The organism is Streptomyces sp. NPDC033136, assembly GCF_055578235.1.
In genome coordinates this window covers 123,696-137,902 of record NZ_JBVIPD010000021.1, presented here as the reverse complement: position 1 = coordinate 137,902, position 14,207 = coordinate 123,696, and the positions used below count along the sequence as shown (strand labels likewise).

At 69.7% G+C, this 14,207-nt stretch carries 15 protein-coding genes; 3 read left to right on the top strand and 12 right to left on the bottom strand.

From position 1 onward, the window contains the following. Nucleotides 1–252: 252 nt before the first annotated feature. The 3 genes from ACZ5TL_RS30695 to ACZ5TL_RS30685 form a co-directional block, all read right to left on the bottom strand. A complete protein-coding gene (locus ACZ5TL_RS30695; RefSeq protein ID WP_468593873.1) occupies nt 253–456 on the bottom strand; it encodes a hypothetical protein in 204 nt (67 codons plus the stop codon). A gap of 386 nt (nt 457–842) precedes the next feature. After that, a complete protein-coding gene (locus ACZ5TL_RS30690; RefSeq protein WP_468593872.1) occupies nt 843–2,444 on the bottom strand; it encodes a peptide chain release factor 3 in 1,602 nt (533 codons plus the stop codon). Beyond that, nucleotides 2,441–2,893: a MerR family transcriptional regulator gene (locus ACZ5TL_RS30685; protein WP_468593871.1), complete on the bottom strand. Its 453-nt coding sequence runs from the start codon at nt 2,891–2,893 to the stop codon at nt 2,441–2,443. Before ACZ5TL_RS30685 ends, ACZ5TL_RS30690 begins: the two co-directional genes overlap by 4 nt. Before the next feature lie 232 nt (nt 2,894–3,125). Here ACZ5TL_RS30685 and ACZ5TL_RS30680 point away from each other — a divergent pair, with 232 nt between their 5' ends. The 3 genes from ACZ5TL_RS30680 (at nt 3,126) to ACZ5TL_RS30670 (ending at nt 4,913) form a co-directional block, all read left to right on the top strand. Continuing rightward, nucleotides 3,126–4,151 (top strand): 6-phosphofructokinase, encoded by a 1,026-nt coding sequence (locus ACZ5TL_RS30680; protein ID WP_468593870.1) that lies wholly within the window; start codon nt 3,126–3,128, stop codon nt 4,149–4,151. Nucleotides 4,152–4,272: 121 nt separating this feature from the next. Further along, entirely contained in the window at nt 4,273–4,569 is a 297-nt protein-coding gene (locus tag ACZ5TL_RS30675) for a hypothetical protein (RefSeq protein WP_468593866.1), read from the top strand. Between the two features lie 179 nt (nt 4,570–4,748). Then, entirely contained in the window at nt 4,749–4,913 is a 165-nt protein-coding gene (locus tag ACZ5TL_RS30670) for a hypothetical protein (protein ID WP_468593864.1), read from the top strand. Nucleotides 4,914–5,084: 171 nt separating this feature from the next. Here the strand turns inward: ACZ5TL_RS30670 and ACZ5TL_RS30665 are convergent, their stop codons facing one another. The 9 genes from ACZ5TL_RS30665 to ACZ5TL_RS30625 form a co-directional block, all read right to left on the bottom strand. After that, complete coding sequence (locus ACZ5TL_RS30665; protein WP_468593863.1) at nt 5,085–5,825, bottom strand: CmcI family methyltransferase; 741 nt, start codon at nt 5,823–5,825, stop codon at nt 5,085–5,087. 385 nt (nt 5,826–6,210) lie between these two features. Beyond that, complete coding sequence (locus ACZ5TL_RS30660) at nt 6,211–6,450, bottom strand: hypothetical protein (RefSeq protein WP_468593862.1); 240 nt, start codon at nt 6,448–6,450, stop codon at nt 6,211–6,213. A 29-nt stretch (nt 6,451–6,479) separates the two neighbouring features. Beyond that, nucleotides 6,480–6,719, bottom strand: coding sequence for a hypothetical protein (locus ACZ5TL_RS30655; protein WP_468593861.1), 240 nt, complete (start codon nt 6,717–6,719; stop codon nt 6,480–6,482). Between the two features lie 21 nt (nt 6,720–6,740). Further along, nucleotides 6,741–6,947 carry a hypothetical protein gene (locus ACZ5TL_RS30650; RefSeq protein WP_468593859.1) on the bottom strand — a complete coding sequence of 69 codons (207 nt, stop codon included), beginning with the start codon at nt 6,945–6,947 and terminating at the stop codon, nt 6,741–6,743. A gap of 579 nt (nt 6,948–7,526) precedes the next feature. Next, entirely contained in the window at nt 7,527–7,667 is a 141-nt protein-coding gene (locus ACZ5TL_RS30645) for a hypothetical protein (RefSeq protein WP_468593857.1), read from the bottom strand. Between the two features lie 391 nt (nt 7,668–8,058). Beyond that, entirely contained in the window at nt 8,059–8,814 is a 756-nt protein-coding gene (locus ACZ5TL_RS30640; RefSeq protein ID WP_468593856.1) for a hypothetical protein, read from the bottom strand. A gap of 405 nt (nt 8,815–9,219) precedes the next feature. Beyond that, nucleotides 9,220–9,960 (bottom strand): hypothetical protein, encoded by a 741-nt coding sequence (locus ACZ5TL_RS30635; RefSeq protein ID WP_468593854.1) that lies wholly within the window; start codon nt 9,958–9,960, stop codon nt 9,220–9,222. A 230-nt stretch (nt 9,961–10,190) separates the two neighbouring features. Next, nucleotides 10,191–12,248, bottom strand: coding sequence for a glycosyltransferase (locus tag ACZ5TL_RS30630; protein WP_468593852.1), 2,058 nt, complete (start codon nt 12,246–12,248; stop codon nt 10,191–10,193). Nucleotides 12,249–12,587: 339 nt separating this feature from the next. Next, on the bottom strand, nt 12,588–13,745 hold the full coding sequence (locus tag ACZ5TL_RS30625; protein ID WP_468593851.1) for an acyltransferase family protein: 1,158 nt from the start codon (nt 13,743–13,745) through the stop codon (nt 12,588–12,590). Nucleotides 13,746–14,207 lie beyond the last annotated feature (462 nt).

Below are 14,207 nucleotides of genomic sequence, written 5' to 3'. Positions count from 1 at the left end.
CCCTAACGTGAGGAGAGAGTGCGAGTTTCGGCTTGTGAACCGCAGGTGAACCTTGCTCGCGACCCCCACGCCTCGGACCTGGGCGTGAGAGTGATGCGCACGTTCGAGAGTGGGGGCGCAGCGGGACTCTCCGAGCCGGCGCCGAGCGACTGCGCGAGTGCCTGGCCTTCTGCCGCGAAGCTGATGACGCGGGTGGCGGCATCTCGCCCGTCCAGTTGATGACCGCCGAGGACCAGCAAACCGTCAGCGGCTTCAAAAGGAGTCTGCGGCCGGGTCGGAGGCGAGCCGGCCACGGTCGTCCCAGAAGTCGATGGCGCGACAGAGCGCCGTCAGGGCCCGCTGTGCGCGGTCGCCGTCGTGACCCGAGTACCCGCCACACCAGTCGGCGAGCCGGTCGGCGACACCGTTGCCCTCCAGCACACTCAGACTGCTCGCCCCGCAGCTCCTGGCTCTCACCGCACGGGCACACCATCCCCCTGTCATGGCCCTCACGTTCGAGCCGGTTCCCGGACGCCACCACCCCTGCCGTGACGTGAGGGTAAGTTCTGGGTCCCGATTCTGGCCGTCCGTCGACGGCCCGGGGCGTCCCCTCTACCGCAGCCCTCCCTCAGTGCGGTGACGGCAGCCAGTGCCGCCCCATGCACCGCCTCCTGCTCGGCCCGGGGCGTGTCCACGCACGACGCCCTTTTGCGTGCGCCCCACGTTGTCGACCTGTGGCGTCCACTTGACGGTCCACACTGATCGTCCGTGCCGAGCTCAGCCCGCAGCTTCCGGTGGCCGCACGCCGCGGACGCAAGAGCGGCAGGGCTGCGGCGCGGCGTTCGGTGGCTTCGCGTGCGTCGTCAGTCGTGGGCGGCGATGAGGTGGGCGAGCGGGGCGTCGGGGAACTCCCGCTCGAAAGAGTTCGCCTGCCAGCGGTCGGGGAACAGGGCGAGCTGGGTCTTGTCCCGGACTCTGGTGAGGGCCTCGCCCTTGACGATCCGGGAACGGTTGAGCGCTTCCGCGCCGGCCGCGTCGGTCGCGCGGGCCAGGTGGTAGGGCAGCGGCTCCAGCTTCACCGGGGAGGAGAACTCTCCGGCCATGCGGGCAGCGACGACATCGAACTGCATGGGCCCGACCGCGGCCAGCACCGGCGCCTGGTCGCCCCGCAGGTCGGAGACGAGGACCTGGACCACGCCCTCCTCGTCCAGCTGTGAAATGCCGCGCCGGAACTGCTTGGACCGGCCGAGGTCGACCGGGCGGACCACAGCGAAGTGCTCCGGCGCGAAGGTCGGCATCGGCGGGAAGACGGCCGCCTGCTCGGCGTAGAGGGTGTCACCGACGCGCAATGCGGTGGCGTTGACCAGGCCGACCACGTCGCCCGGGTAGGCGATGTCGACCATGGAGCGGTCCTGGCCGAAAACGCTGTGCGCGTACTTGGTGGCGAACGGCTTGCCCGTCGCGGCCCGGGTGGCCGTCATCCCGCGCTCGAAGATCCCCGAACACACCCGCATGAAGGCGATCCGGTCGCGGTGCGCGGGATCCATGTTGGCCTGCACCTTGAACACCAACCCGGAGAACGGGGCCTCGACCGCCCGACGGCCGCCACCCTCCAGCTCGCGCGGCCCGGGCGGCGGCGCGAGGTCCACGACGGCGTCCAGCAGCAGCCGTACACCGATGTTCGAGACCGCCGCGCCGAAGAACACCGGCGTACTCCGGCCCGCCAGGAACGCCTCCTGGTCGTGCACGGCGCCGTCGAGGTGCAGCAGGTCGAGTTCTTCGCCGGCCCGGCCCCAGTCCTCCGGCTCGTCGTGAGCTACCTGCACGGCCGGCACCGTCTCCTCGATCGCCTCGTGGGCGCCGCCGGGAGCGCGGGTGTAGCGCAGCATCCGCTCCGGCCGCCGTACGTCGATCAGCCCCCGCAGGTATCCGGCATCCCCGACCGGCCAGGTCACCGGCGTGGGCTTGAGGCGGAACTCACGCTCGATCTCGTCCAGCAGCTCCAGCGCCTCACGGCCGGGCCGGTCCCACTTGTTCACGAACGTGATGACCGGGATACCGCGATGCCGGCAGACGTCGAAGAGCTTGCGGGTCTGCTCCTCCAGGCCCTTGGCCGCGTCAATGAGCATCACCGCACAGTCCACCGCCGCCAGCACCCGGTAGGTGTCCTCGGAAAAGTCCGCGTGGCCGGGGGTGTCCAGCAGGTTCAGCACACAACCCCGATAGGCGAACTGCAGCACCGCGGACGTGACCGAGATACCCCGGGCCTTCTCCATCTCCATCCAGTCCGAGGCCACCCCACGCCGCCCCGCCTTGCCATGCACCGCACCCGCCTCCGTGATCGCCTGCGCATGCAGCGCCAGCGCCTCGGTCAGCGTGGACTTGCCCGCGTCCGGATGACTGATCACGGCGAACGTCCGCCGCCGGGCCGCCTCCGAAGCCGCCCACTCTCCGCTCGCGCTCATCGCACGGCCTCCGCCCCGGCATCGGCTGTCGCGGCAGCATCCACGACCCGGGCCAGATGCCCGTGCAGGGAATGGGCGAATTCCTCCGCCTGCCCCAGCTGTCGGCGCAGGTCCTCACACCGCGCATCCGCTTCGACCCAGTACTTGCGCAACTGTGCCACCAGTTCCTCGTGTGCTCGCCCGTCGTTCTCCGGCAAGGGTCCGCCGCCCTCGGGTAGCTTCTCCAGTAGCTCCAGCAGGGCCCTTACGTCCTCCAGGCAAAAGCCCAGCGGCCGCATCCGGCGCACTACCGCCAGCCGGCGAACCTCGGCTTCGGTGTAGAGGCGGAAGCCGCCTGCGCTGCGCTCGCTCGGGGCGACGACGCCGACGTTCTCGTAGTGGCGGATCGTGCGCAGGGACAGTCCCGTCCGTTCGGATACCTCGCCGATCTGCATCAGTCTGCCGGTCACGGCCCCACCGCCTCGCGTCGTCTGCCCGGCGTCCTTGCCGGGCTACAAATCTACCCTGACGTTAGGGTAGATTGACAATCGTTGCTACGAGGGAGGCCCCGACAGGCCGCCGTCGTCGTCAAGCGGCGCCGCCCTCTTTCCCCCGAGGGGCGGTGCCGCCCCACGACCACCAACGGGCGGGGCCGACCGCGTCGTCTGCCGCCTGCCCCTGCATCAGGAGTCCGCAAACGTCATGCGCATGGGTGTCCTCACGTCCGGCGGCGACTGCCCCGGCCTGAACGCCGTCATCCGGTCCGTCGTGCACCGCGCCGTCGCCGACCACGGCGACGAGGTCATCGGGTTCCGGGACGGCTGGCAGGGCCTTCTGGAATGCGACTACCTCAAGCTCGGCCTCGACGCGGTGGGCGGCATCCTCGCCCGCGGCGGCACCATCCTCGGCTCCTCCCGAGTCCGTCCCGAGCATCTGCGGGACGGTGTGGAGCGGGCCAAGGGGCACGTTGAGGAGCTCGGGCTCGACGCCGTCATCCCGATCGGCGGCGAGGGCACACTGAAGGCGGCCCGGCTGCTGTCGGACAGCGGCCTGCCGATCGTCGGCGTGCCGAAGACCATCGACAACGACATCGCGGTCACGGACGTCACCTTTGGCTTCGACACCGCCGTGGGCGTGGCGACCGAGGCTCTCGACCGGTTGAAGACGACCGCCGAGTCCCACCAGCGCGTGCTGATCGTGGAGGTCATGGGCCGCCACACCGGCTGGATCGCGCTGCACTCCGGCATGGCGGCCGGCGCCCACGCCATCGTCGTCCCCGAACGGCCCTTCGACATCGAGGAGCTGACCCGGAAGGTCGGCGAGCGCTTCGAGGCGGGCAAGCGCTTCGCGATCGTCGTGGCCGCCGAGGGGGCCAAGCCGAAGCCCGGCGCCATGGACTTCGACGAGGGCGGCAAGGACATCTACGGTCACCAACGATTCGCCGGGATCGCCCGCCAGCTCGCCATCGAGCTGGAGGAGCGCCTCGGCAAGGAGGCCCGGCCGGTGATCCTCGGACACGTCCAGCGCGGCGGAACGCCCACAGCGTACGACCGGGTCCTGGCGACGCGATTCGGCTGGCACGCCGTGGAGGCCGTGCACCGCGCAGAGTTCGGGATGATGACCGCGCTGCGCGGCACCGACATCGCCATGGTGCCACTGGCCGAGGCGGTCGAGACGCTCAAGACCGTTCCGGCCGGCCGTTACGCCGAGTCCGAAGTGGTGCTGTGAGATGACCTCGCGCCCGCGTCTCCGGCGCGTTCCCTTGAGCTCGGTAAGGCAGTTGCCTGCCCTCACTCCCGTTCCGCCGTCATCGGCGGCATCCGGCCGCCCGCTCTCCAGGGAGACCGCGTTGACCACCGCATCCTCGCCCGGACTCACCCGCGCCGGCACGGCGGTGTTCGGCACCCGGTACGTCGCAGACTCCGACCGGCAGCAGCTCGTCGCCGACGCAGAAGCCGACGCACTGGACTGCACCCGCCCGCCCCGCGGCCTGGCCGCCGTGAGCTGGTTCACGGGCATCGACGGCGAAGCCGTACTCACGCTCGCCCAGTGGAAGAGTGCCGTGGCACTCGACGCGTACCTGCGCAGCGGCGGCTACGCGGCCCCGCTGGCCGGCCTGCCCCACTTCGCCTCAACCGCAGCCTGACCGAGAGGAGGGGGCGGGTCCCGCGTTCCGGGCTGTCTGATCACCGCCGCCTTCGACGTCGACGGCCCCGAGCGGCAACGCCACCTCGTCGGCAACCTCATCGCCGTCCACCCCGAGGACGGCGGGGATCCCGGCGCGATCTCCGCACACTTCCTGCTCAGCTGGCCGACGACACCGGGGTGCTCCTCTACCTCGAGTGGACGAGCATCCAAGCGCCCCAGGAAGCCGGCAAGGCCGGCTACCACGACAAGGTCCACGCGATCATGTCCAGCACGCCCGGCGTACGGCTCACCGGAGGCGGGCGCTACCACCTCCACCGCTCGCTGCCCCTCCCCCTGGCGTGACCGGCGTGCCCGGCGCCGCGCTGGCCCCCGATCCCACGGGATGGGCAGGGGATTACCTCAGCAGGCGCTCCGGTGAGCTCAGGGGGTGAGCCATCCGCGCCCAGAGCTCAAAGCCGCCGCGCCGTTTGCGCCGAGTCAGGGGCATGCCCCTCACCGTGTTGACGACGCGGGTCAGGGGTGGATGCGCTGGAGCCAGCCGTGGGGGTGGCAGGTGATGCCGTACAGCTCAAGGTCTCGACGTACCTGGAAATGCCGTCCCGGGTCTGTGGTGAGCCAGTCGCGGATGGCCGGCACGACCCCACCGGACAGGCCGGGCGGAGACAGCTGAGGAATGTCGACGATGCCGTCTTCGACGACGAAGTACCCGTCGGTGGCAACGAATGAGGAGAAGTGCTGCAGGGCGGCATAGGTGGTGGTGTACGTATGGGCGGTGTCCTCGACGATCAGGCACCGGGCGCCGGCAGGAATGCGCTGGGAGACGGCTGCGGTGATGCCGGGGTCGGTGATGTCTCCTTCGACGAGGATGATGTCTTTGGCGAAATACGGGTCTGCGTCCTGCAGGAGCGCCTGTGCCCGGGCTTGATCCAGGTCGACGGTGACGACGCGGATGTCCTCAGGCACGCGGCCGTATGCGGCCAGGGTGCGCAGGCGGTCGCGGAACCACAGGGTGGAACCGCCCAGGTGCGTCCCCAGCTCTATGACCACCTGACTGCGGGAGAGCCACAGCAGGTGTTCGAGTATCCGCAGGTCCTCGGGAAACTTCTTGATGCGCAACCCGGCGTACACATCGCGCAGGTGCTGGCGTTCGCGTTCCTTCCAGTACTGCAGCAGCCTTCCTTCGGGCACGGCCCGCACTTGCGGGGGGAGCTGTGTGGCGGGTTTGCCGTCCACGCTGTTTCGTCGCTCGGTCACAGGGATCGTTCCGTCTCCGGGTACGGCAATGTCGATGCGGCTCGGGCGCGGCTGCGGCAGTTGGCGTGCACCACCGTGAGGGCACGGGACCGAGGACCACCCGTCGCATCTGCCTGTCGCGAGGTGTCCGGGCTCGGTGACGAGGCCGTCGGTGTTCGGGCGGCGGATTCCGGCCGCGCTGCGACTTCTGCGGTGACCCCGAGGGCATATACCGCGTGCTGGAGGGACCGTCGGAGCACGGGGCCCGCCAGTCGAACGCCTGTCGCTTTGAGTCCCACAGCATGACCAAGTCTCAGCAACAGACCGGCACGACGTCCGTTCCACGCCGGTCTCCACTTCGAAGCCCTCACGAGGAGGCCGGGAGGCCAATGCCGGCGGACCGTGTTCAGTACGCCCACCAGCGGCCCACGGACAGCTGAGGTACCCAGCGGGCCACGCCGTCCTCGCCGACGCGCCGTGCGTAGGCGGTCTTCACCTGGGCACTGTGAACGGTGCATGAGCGCGACCAGTTTCCGCGGGCGTCGACGTACTCGAAGGCCACGTCACCGGTCTCCGTGCGGGTGGCGCGGCCCGCAGTGAGGATCATCTCGCTGCCGTCGGTCATTTCCAGCAGAAAGATCCCCATCAGGGTCCTCCCATCGGCCGTACAAGGCGTCAGTAGCACCACCAGGTGCCGGTCGTCGGCTGGGGAAGCCAGCCGTAACCGCCGCCGTCGAGCGGGGCCTGCCTGAAGACCGCAGTCACTGTCTCGACCGGGTACGTCTTCAGCCGGACCGCCGGACCGTACTGGTCGGTGCGTTCCAGCACGATCTCTCCCGCAGCCGTGCACCCGGCGGCGTCCGCCTCGATGACGGCGTCCTCGCCACTGGCGAGTTGGAGCATGAACAAGGCCATGGTTCGACTTTTCCCGCCGTCTCAGGCGCCGACGGGGACCCGCGGCAAGTCCTCCCAGACCTGGCGCAGTTCGGTGTAGCGACGGTCGGGCAGCGCCGAGAGAACTTCAAGGACCTCCGGGCGGGCGTTGGCAGCGGCGATGAGCATGTCGTGCTTGCTCACGGCGCCGTTCGCGAACAGTCCGGCCAGTTGGTCGGCGATCTCGATGCGGGTGACCTCTGCGGTCATGGCTCTCCCCAAGATGTGGAATGCGTCAGCGCGGTGTGCTCTTCGGCGGCGCTGCACTGGTCGGGGCAGCCCGGACGGGCGGCTCTGGCACCGTCATCGAGCGGTGACCGAGGTAACAAAGCGGACACCGCCTGAAAACGGCTTCTGGAAGCAGACCGACTATGTCGGCAAGCAACACTACCCTAACGCAAGGGAAGAGTTGAATGACAAGAGCCGTATAACGATCAGCAACTCTCCGTGAGCGAGGAGGGTTGTACGCGACGCCACCCCTGGCCATCTTTGACGTCACGTGAGGGTATGCTGACGGACAGGCGGCGCCGTGGAGACTGGTGACGCGCCGCCTCGCGAACCCGGAGCCGTCCCCCCGTGCGGCCCGGAGGCCGCGGCCGCACGCCCTGGGAGCGAGGTACCCGCCCGTCCTGCCCTCCCGGGGCGTCGGCGTCTCCCTCACGGGTGCAACAGGTACAGGCGGCCCGGGAGGGTTTCGATGGCGCAGGGGAGCGTGGACATCATGATTCGGGGGTGGCGCCACCGGGCCCGGAGGCATCGACGGACCGCTGATGAGGGGCTATTGCGCCATCAGCGCCGACGGGGGACCGCCAGGACTTCGGCCTGGGCGCCGGCGGCAGCGATCAGCAGATCATGCTTGGTGACCGCTCCGTTGGCGAAGACACCGGCGAGACAGTCGGCGATTTCGATGCGAGTGACTTCTGCAGTCACGACTCTCCCCGCGCGCAGACGGTCGTACGGAGCGGGTCGGGACAGCCCGACAGGCGGCATGTGCGCCGCTCCCGGGCCGCGACCTTGACGACAAGGTCGGCAGCGGCCCGGGAACAGCTTTCGAAAGCAGACCGACACTGTCGGCGAGCACGCTTACTCTAACGCACGGGGAGGGTTGAGCGGCAAGCGGCTGCCGCTCCCAGATGCTGAAGTTCCCCTACAGGCGTAGGTTGCACGACCCGTGAACAAAAGGATAAACGTTAACGCGACACGAGAGTACGGTGAGGATTGCTGGCGCGGCGGACCGGTGACGCGCCATCGTGCAGCCCCGGCCTCCTCCCCCGCGCGGAGCCGGGGCTGCACCCGAGCCAGCGCCCGCCCGCCAAACCCGTCATGGGTGGAGCAGGTGCAGGCGCCCGGGTTCGGCCTCCAGCCGCAGCGGGGCGCGGACGTCGCGGGAGGGCATTCCGTCGATGTCCAACCGGTAGGCACCCCAGGCGCGTTCGAAGCGCAGGCGCCTGACACGGCGGAGACCGAAGGCGTCACCTCGGACTTCCAGCAGGCCCTGATCGGCGAGACGGACACGGAGCGGCTGCTCGCCGGGGGTGGTGATCTTCTCGTTGTCGAGGATGAGGCGGGCGTTGCCCGGGTGCGGCTGCAGCGAGACCAGGACCGCCTCGCGCACGCCAACGGCGAAGCCTCCGTCGGCGAGACGGATGCCGATGACCGCCCGGCGGTGCGCCTGGAAGGCGTTCAGCTCGCCGCCCGCCTGCCCCTCGGGACGCTCCATCAGCAGCGGCATCCGCCACAGGGCCGCCGCCCGCATGGCCTGTTCCGGCTGCGGGCCTCCGGTGTGCACCAGCAGGTCGACCCGGGGGCGCGCCGGATTCCGGCGCTCTGCGTCCCGTTCACCGGCCTCGGGCACCGGGCTCAACTCCATGGTGCGGATGCGGTGTTCTGCCAGGCCCTGGCGCAGCTGCCGCGCCCGGTCGCGATCGGCGCGGTTCCAGCCGCGCAGGATTCCCAGGACGGGTGTCGCGGACGGCAGCGTGCGGGCCAGGCGCGCGGCGGCTTCAAGCAGGCGCCTGGTTTCCGGCGCACTCGCGGCAAGTTCGGCGCCGCCGGGAGCAGAGATCGAGGACAGCATGCGGACTCCTTGTCTCTTGCAGGGAGGACCGGGCATGCGTCGGGTAGCGGGGGCCCGCAGTCATGCCAGGAGCAAGTCGGGCCCGCGAGACCGTTTCGGTCAGGGCAGGACTGGTCTCGCGGGCTGCGGCCAGGGGCCGCCCGGAGCGACTGTCCGGCCCCGCCTCTGTGGCCCGAGGCGGGACGCACCGCCGCGTCCCCGACCGTTCATCTCTAACCTAACGCGAGAGTCACCCTGTTGTGAAGTTTGCAACGTACTGAGCAGATCAGCATCAGACTCTTACGCTGAAGTAGGGTTCGATCGTCGGCAGGGAGCTGGGCACGTCCGGTCGGCGCGGCAGTCCCGGGGAGGGGTCCTCCAAGCAATTCCCGGCCCGGGGCTGCCTTTTCCCGGCATCCGCGCCGCTCAGCGCAGGTGGGCGGCCGGGTCGGAGGCGAGCCAGCCACGGGCGCCCCAGAAGTCCACGGCCCGGCAGATCGTGTCCAGGGCCCGCTGGTCGCGGTCGCCGCCGTCGCCCCAGTGGCCTGCACACCAGTTGGCGAGCCGGTCGGCGGCCCCGTCCTCCTCCAGCACACTGAGCCGGTTGTGGGAGCCGAGGTGAGTGCCGAACAGCAGCATCGCGGTGGCATCGGTCTGCCCGGAGGCATCGGTCATGAAGGCGGCGATGGCCTGCCGGACGGTGGGCACCATGGGCGGCGACGGCGCAGCCTGCGGCCGGGCCGTCCGCGGGCGTGGCGCGGTGCGAGGCCCGGGTGAACTCTTCGCGGGCGGAGTGGCTTTCGCCTCGGGTTCGGGGGCAGGCACGGGCGCGGGGGCAGGCTGCGGGGCGGGTGCGGATGTCGGCTGCGACGCGCCCGGCGCAGCGGTCGCCGCCGGCGCCTGGGCGGCGCCGAGGCAGGCGGCGACGTAGTCGCTGGGCACGGGGACGTTCTGCGCGATGGAGGTCTCCAGGGCGTCGGCGTCACAGCCGCGGCACAGCGGCAGTTCGCGCCAGCCGATGATGGACAACTGCGTGCCGCGCGAGTGCCGGGTCATCGCCTGCGGCCGGTGCACGATGTCCTGGCCGCCGCAGCTCGCACAGCGCAGACCACCGCGCATCCACTGCACGCCGCACGTCAGGCAGGTGACCTCGATGTCGTCACCCACGGGCCGACCGCGCAGTTCCTCGCTCTCTTCACACGACGGACACACCGCCACACCCGCCATAATCGCCTGCCCTCCTCGCAGCCGAGGGTTTCCCCCATCCAGAGCCTACCCTCACGTGAGACGAGAGTTGCCGTCCGAGTTGGCACCGTCGGCGTGGTTCGCCGCACCGGTTTCCAGCGTGTCACCGCCCGTCCAGATGCTGCTCGGCACGAACACTGTCAGGCGGCGGATCAGCCGGACGGCGCGGAGTCCTTCGCCCCGGTCAGTCGGCGAAGACGTCGCCTGACACCGGCGACCGGGTCGATACGGTCCAGGCGCAGGGTGAGGGCTTTCCGCCCGGACAGCGGCCTTGCGTAGACGGGCAGACCCCGGCGCCGGAAGCGCACGGCCGGAAGGACGCGATCGTGCGGGACGGGCATGTCGGGCACTCCGGGACCTCGTAGGCCCACGGAGAACTGCCACACGCCCCACCGCAGCGTTCCGGCGGTGACGGCGCGAGCAAGGTCGGTGCGGAGTTCGAAACGGCCGCCGGCGGTGAAGGTCACGGTCTGGAAGGCGTCCAGGTCCACGGTCCGGCCGTCGCAGTCGGCCCGCAGGACGAGGTCGCCGCCCGCGATGCCCTGGACATCGATACGGCCGCCGAGGACGAGCGTGGCAGGGGTGTCTGGCGCCCACGTGGCATCGTCGATGACGCTGTGCGGGCGCACGGAGTGCTTGCGCTGCCCGACGTCGAGGGTGAGGTTGTCGTACGGCTTGGTGAAGTACGGCGTGACGACCTGGGCTCGCTCCTCGGTGACACGGACCAGGTGTGGCCGCGGCCGGGAGTCGATGTCCGCGGCCCGCCGGTTGCCGAACCGGGCCTCCTTGACGATGCCCTGGCCGCGGACGCGCAGGAACACGTCCCAGAGCCCGGCGGGCAGGGCGCTGCCGTCAGCGGCCGTGGCCAGGTCGATGCGCGCGCTGAACCCGGCCCGGTCGTAGTCGTACAGCCCTTCACCCTCCGACCGCGTCACCTCGGGCGTGCTGACGGTCTCGGCGTCAAACGCGTATTCAGTGCCCTGCTCCCGTTCACGCAGCACGACGTCGGTGCCGGTCTTCCGGGTGTCGATGCGGTGGATGAAAGCGTGCCCCTCCGCCTGCAGCCACCTGCCGTCCACGGAGAGCGAGTTCAGGTGATGCCGTACGGGCAGCTGGTCGGTGAGGTCGTAGCAGGCGTCGGGGACGCCCACGTCCGGGTCCCGGAAGAAGGGGTAGGCACCGTAGGCGCGCCCCTTGTCGACGATGACCTTGTCCCGCCGACCGGACCGGTCGAAGGCGACGACTGTGCGCAGTTCGTCGATCTGGCCCCGGCGGGCCAGGTGGAAGCGCAGCCGGGTCATGGCGGGCAGGCGCTCGGCGATCTCGTCGGTGCACCAGGTGTCGAGCATGTCCTGGATCTCGGTGAGGGCCGTCTGACGCACGTCCGGCTCGTTCTCGCGCACCAGATGGCCCAGTGCGCCGTTGAGATCGACCTCCAGATGGCGCCGGACCAGCAGGTCCCGTCGCGGGCCCGCTTCCACTTCCCGTCTGAGCAGGTCGAACATCAGCCGCAGAAAGCGCAGCCGGGGCTGCGTGCCCCGGGTGGTCAGCGTGACGTTGTTGCCGTCCTCCCGCTCCACCCAGTAGTAGCAGTCGTAGTCGGCCACCACGGAGATCGCGGCGGCGTGCAGGTAGGCCATGGCGACGAACGGCTGGTCCTCGCCGACCCGCAGATCAGTGCGGAAGCGCAGGCCCAGCCGCTCGATCAGTTCGCGTCTGAAGAGCTTGAGCGGGCTGAGCGTCCAGTACACCCGTGAGGAGAAGACGTCCGTACGCGGCTGGTTGCGCAGGAACATCGAGCGGGGTGCGCCCCGGCCGCCGACGCCCACCATCTTGCCGAGCACCACGCCGGAGCCGTTGGCGTCGGCCATGGCGACCATGCGCTCAAGAGCCTCGGGCCCCAGGTAGTCGTCGGCGTCCAGGAAGAACACGTACCGGCCACGCGCCAGTTCCAGTCCCGCGTTGCGCGGCGCGGACGGCCCGCCGGAGTTCGCCTGGTGCACGACCCTGATCACTTCAGGGAACTCGGCGGCCAGCCGGTCCAGTTCGGCGCCACTGCCGTCCGTCGAGCCGTCGTCCACAGCGATCAGCTCGATGCGGTCGCGTCCGATGGTCTGCTCGACCACGGACATGACACACCGGGTCAGATAGGGCATCGCGTTATAGGCACCGACCACCACCGTGACGTCCGGGACAGCCGCGTCAGGCACACCGCTCACTACACTCTACTCTCTCGTAAAAGAAAGGACGAGGCTGCAGACCGATCCGCAATGACGAGGTCGATCACCGGATGTCCGCAGCAGCGCCGATGGGTGGCAAAGGGCGCACCCAGGGGCTCGCCAGACGCCCAGCGACCCTGAGCCATCGGCGACAGTCAGATTACCAGCGAATTTTGCCTCTGATTTACTTTCTGTCAGGGCGCCTCTCACCGGCCGGGCGTCGGCGTGAGCGTGGGGCGGCGGCTACGGCGGCCGACCGCAGTGAACGCCGACGAGCGCGTGCCCTTCCTTACGTCACGTTAGGTATGTCAGGCCGATGCCTGAGGTCGGCTACGCCGGGTCGGCGCGTGCGAGTTCCCTCGCACCGGAGGGCGCTTGCGCACCATCGGCGGGCGTGGACGGGTCGGGGCGCTCGGCCGGGACCGAGCGGAAGGCCCAGGCCATGTCGGGTTGGGTGACCGGCCGGAGAAGCCGCTGGACCACCGGGGTGCACATCAGAGTGACCGCGGCCGCGGTGATGACCGACAGGACGACCTTGCCCGCGGGATCGTTCAGCCAGGCGTAGGTCTGGAAGACGCCCGCGTACTCCGCCCACTTGATCGGGAACCCGTGGAGGAGATAGCCGCAGATCGTGCCGGCCCCGAGCGCCGTGAACCACATGCGCCGGGTCGGCGTCAAGGACAGGAACGCGGCCGTCAGCAGCAGCGAGCAGCCGAAGAGCACCAGCGTCATCAGGACACCGGTCCACCAGGGCTCCCCGAGTTCCTGGGCAGTGTCGCTGCGGGAGAACCAGGCGGTCCTCATGCGGATCGCCGCCCAGTAGGCCACGAGGCCCGCGCCGAGGAAGGCGGGGAGGGCCAGCAGGCGGACCTCGCGGCGCCGCACGAGCCGGATGTGCTCGGGCTTGAGGCACAGGCCGAGCACGAAGTAGGGCAGGAACTGCAGGACGCGCTGGAGGTTGAGGTCCTCCCCGATGCCGGGAGAGGTGGAAGCGAGTGCCGCGATGATCAGCGCTACGGGCAGCGGGTGGCGCAGGCGTTTCCACAGCGGGGTGGTGAGCCGCCAGATGAACAACGCGGCTAGGAACCAGGTCAGGAACCACGGGTCCAGCAGGCTGATGGCGTGGTCCGGGGCATCGTCCACGTACCGCTTGAACAGCGAGTAGGCCGTCTCGAAAACGACGTAGGGCACCGCGAGGCCGGTGACCAGCCGCCTGAGCTGCCGGGGACGGGCCGCGAAGCTCTGTGAGAGGTAGCCGGAGATGATGATGAACGCTGGCATGTGGAAGGTGTAGACGAGGATGTAGAGCGCCTTGGTGGCGCGACTGGTCTCCACGGCCTCCCAGGAATGCGCCACCGCCACCAGCACGATCAGCAGGTACTTCGCGTTGTCGAAGAACGCATCCCGTCCGGCTGCAGAAGATCTCTCTCCCGGCGCCGCTTCATACGACTGCGGCTGCGGCACGGCGAGCGGTACGTCCTTCGGCACAACTCGTCCTTTCCGTAAGAGGAGGGATTCACTCGGCGCACAGCGGCACCCGAGCGGCATCGGCGGCAGGCCGGCGCGGCAGAGGCGGGCAGACAAGAGCCCGGCCGCCCCGCGCGACAGGAGTTCCGGACGGCCATCAACTCACCGTAGCAGCAGCTTTACCTTCACTTTGCCAACAGGTGGCCGGAGAGCACCCCTGCCCCGCCCAAGCCGCCCGCAGCACACAACAAGGCCGCTGCTCATCCAGTCAACGAACAGGAGGACACCCACTCACCTTTCCGTAACGTGAGATTCACCACCAGGCTCGGCCAGTCATGGCCGGCGATGAGGCGGTCAAGCCGGGAGCCGGTGAAGTCCTGCTGGAGGGAGCCCACCCGGGAGGACCAGAAAGAACCATGAGCACGCCGATGGGCTCGGTAGCGAAAAGAGACCAGCGACCGTCGGAGGTCGGACACCCCAGTG

Bases quoted from the DNA above. Each gene is read 5' to 3' on its own strand.
- ACZ5TL_RS30690 (WP_468593872.1), bottom strand. From the start codon at position 2,444: ATGAGCGCGAGCGGAGAGTGGGCGGCTTCGGAGGCGGCCCGGCGGCGG.
- ACZ5TL_RS30680 (WP_468593870.1), top strand. From the start codon at position 3,126: ATGCGCATGGGTGTCCTCACGTCCGGCGGCGACTGCCCCGGCCTGAAC.
- ACZ5TL_RS30660 (WP_468593862.1), bottom strand. From the start codon at position 6,450: ATGGGGATCTTTCTGCTGGAAATGACCGACGGCAGCGAGATGATCCTC.
- ACZ5TL_RS30655 (WP_468593861.1), bottom strand. From the start codon at position 6,719: ATGGCCTTGTTCATGCTCCAACTCGCCAGTGGCGAGGACGCCGTCATC.
- ACZ5TL_RS30650 (WP_468593859.1), bottom strand. From the start codon at position 6,947: ATGACCGCAGAGGTCACCCGCATCGAGATCGCCGACCAACTGGCCGGA.
- ACZ5TL_RS30640 (WP_468593856.1), bottom strand. From the start codon at position 8,814: ATGCTGTCCTCGATCTCTGCTCCCGGCGGCGCCGAACTTGCCGCGAGT.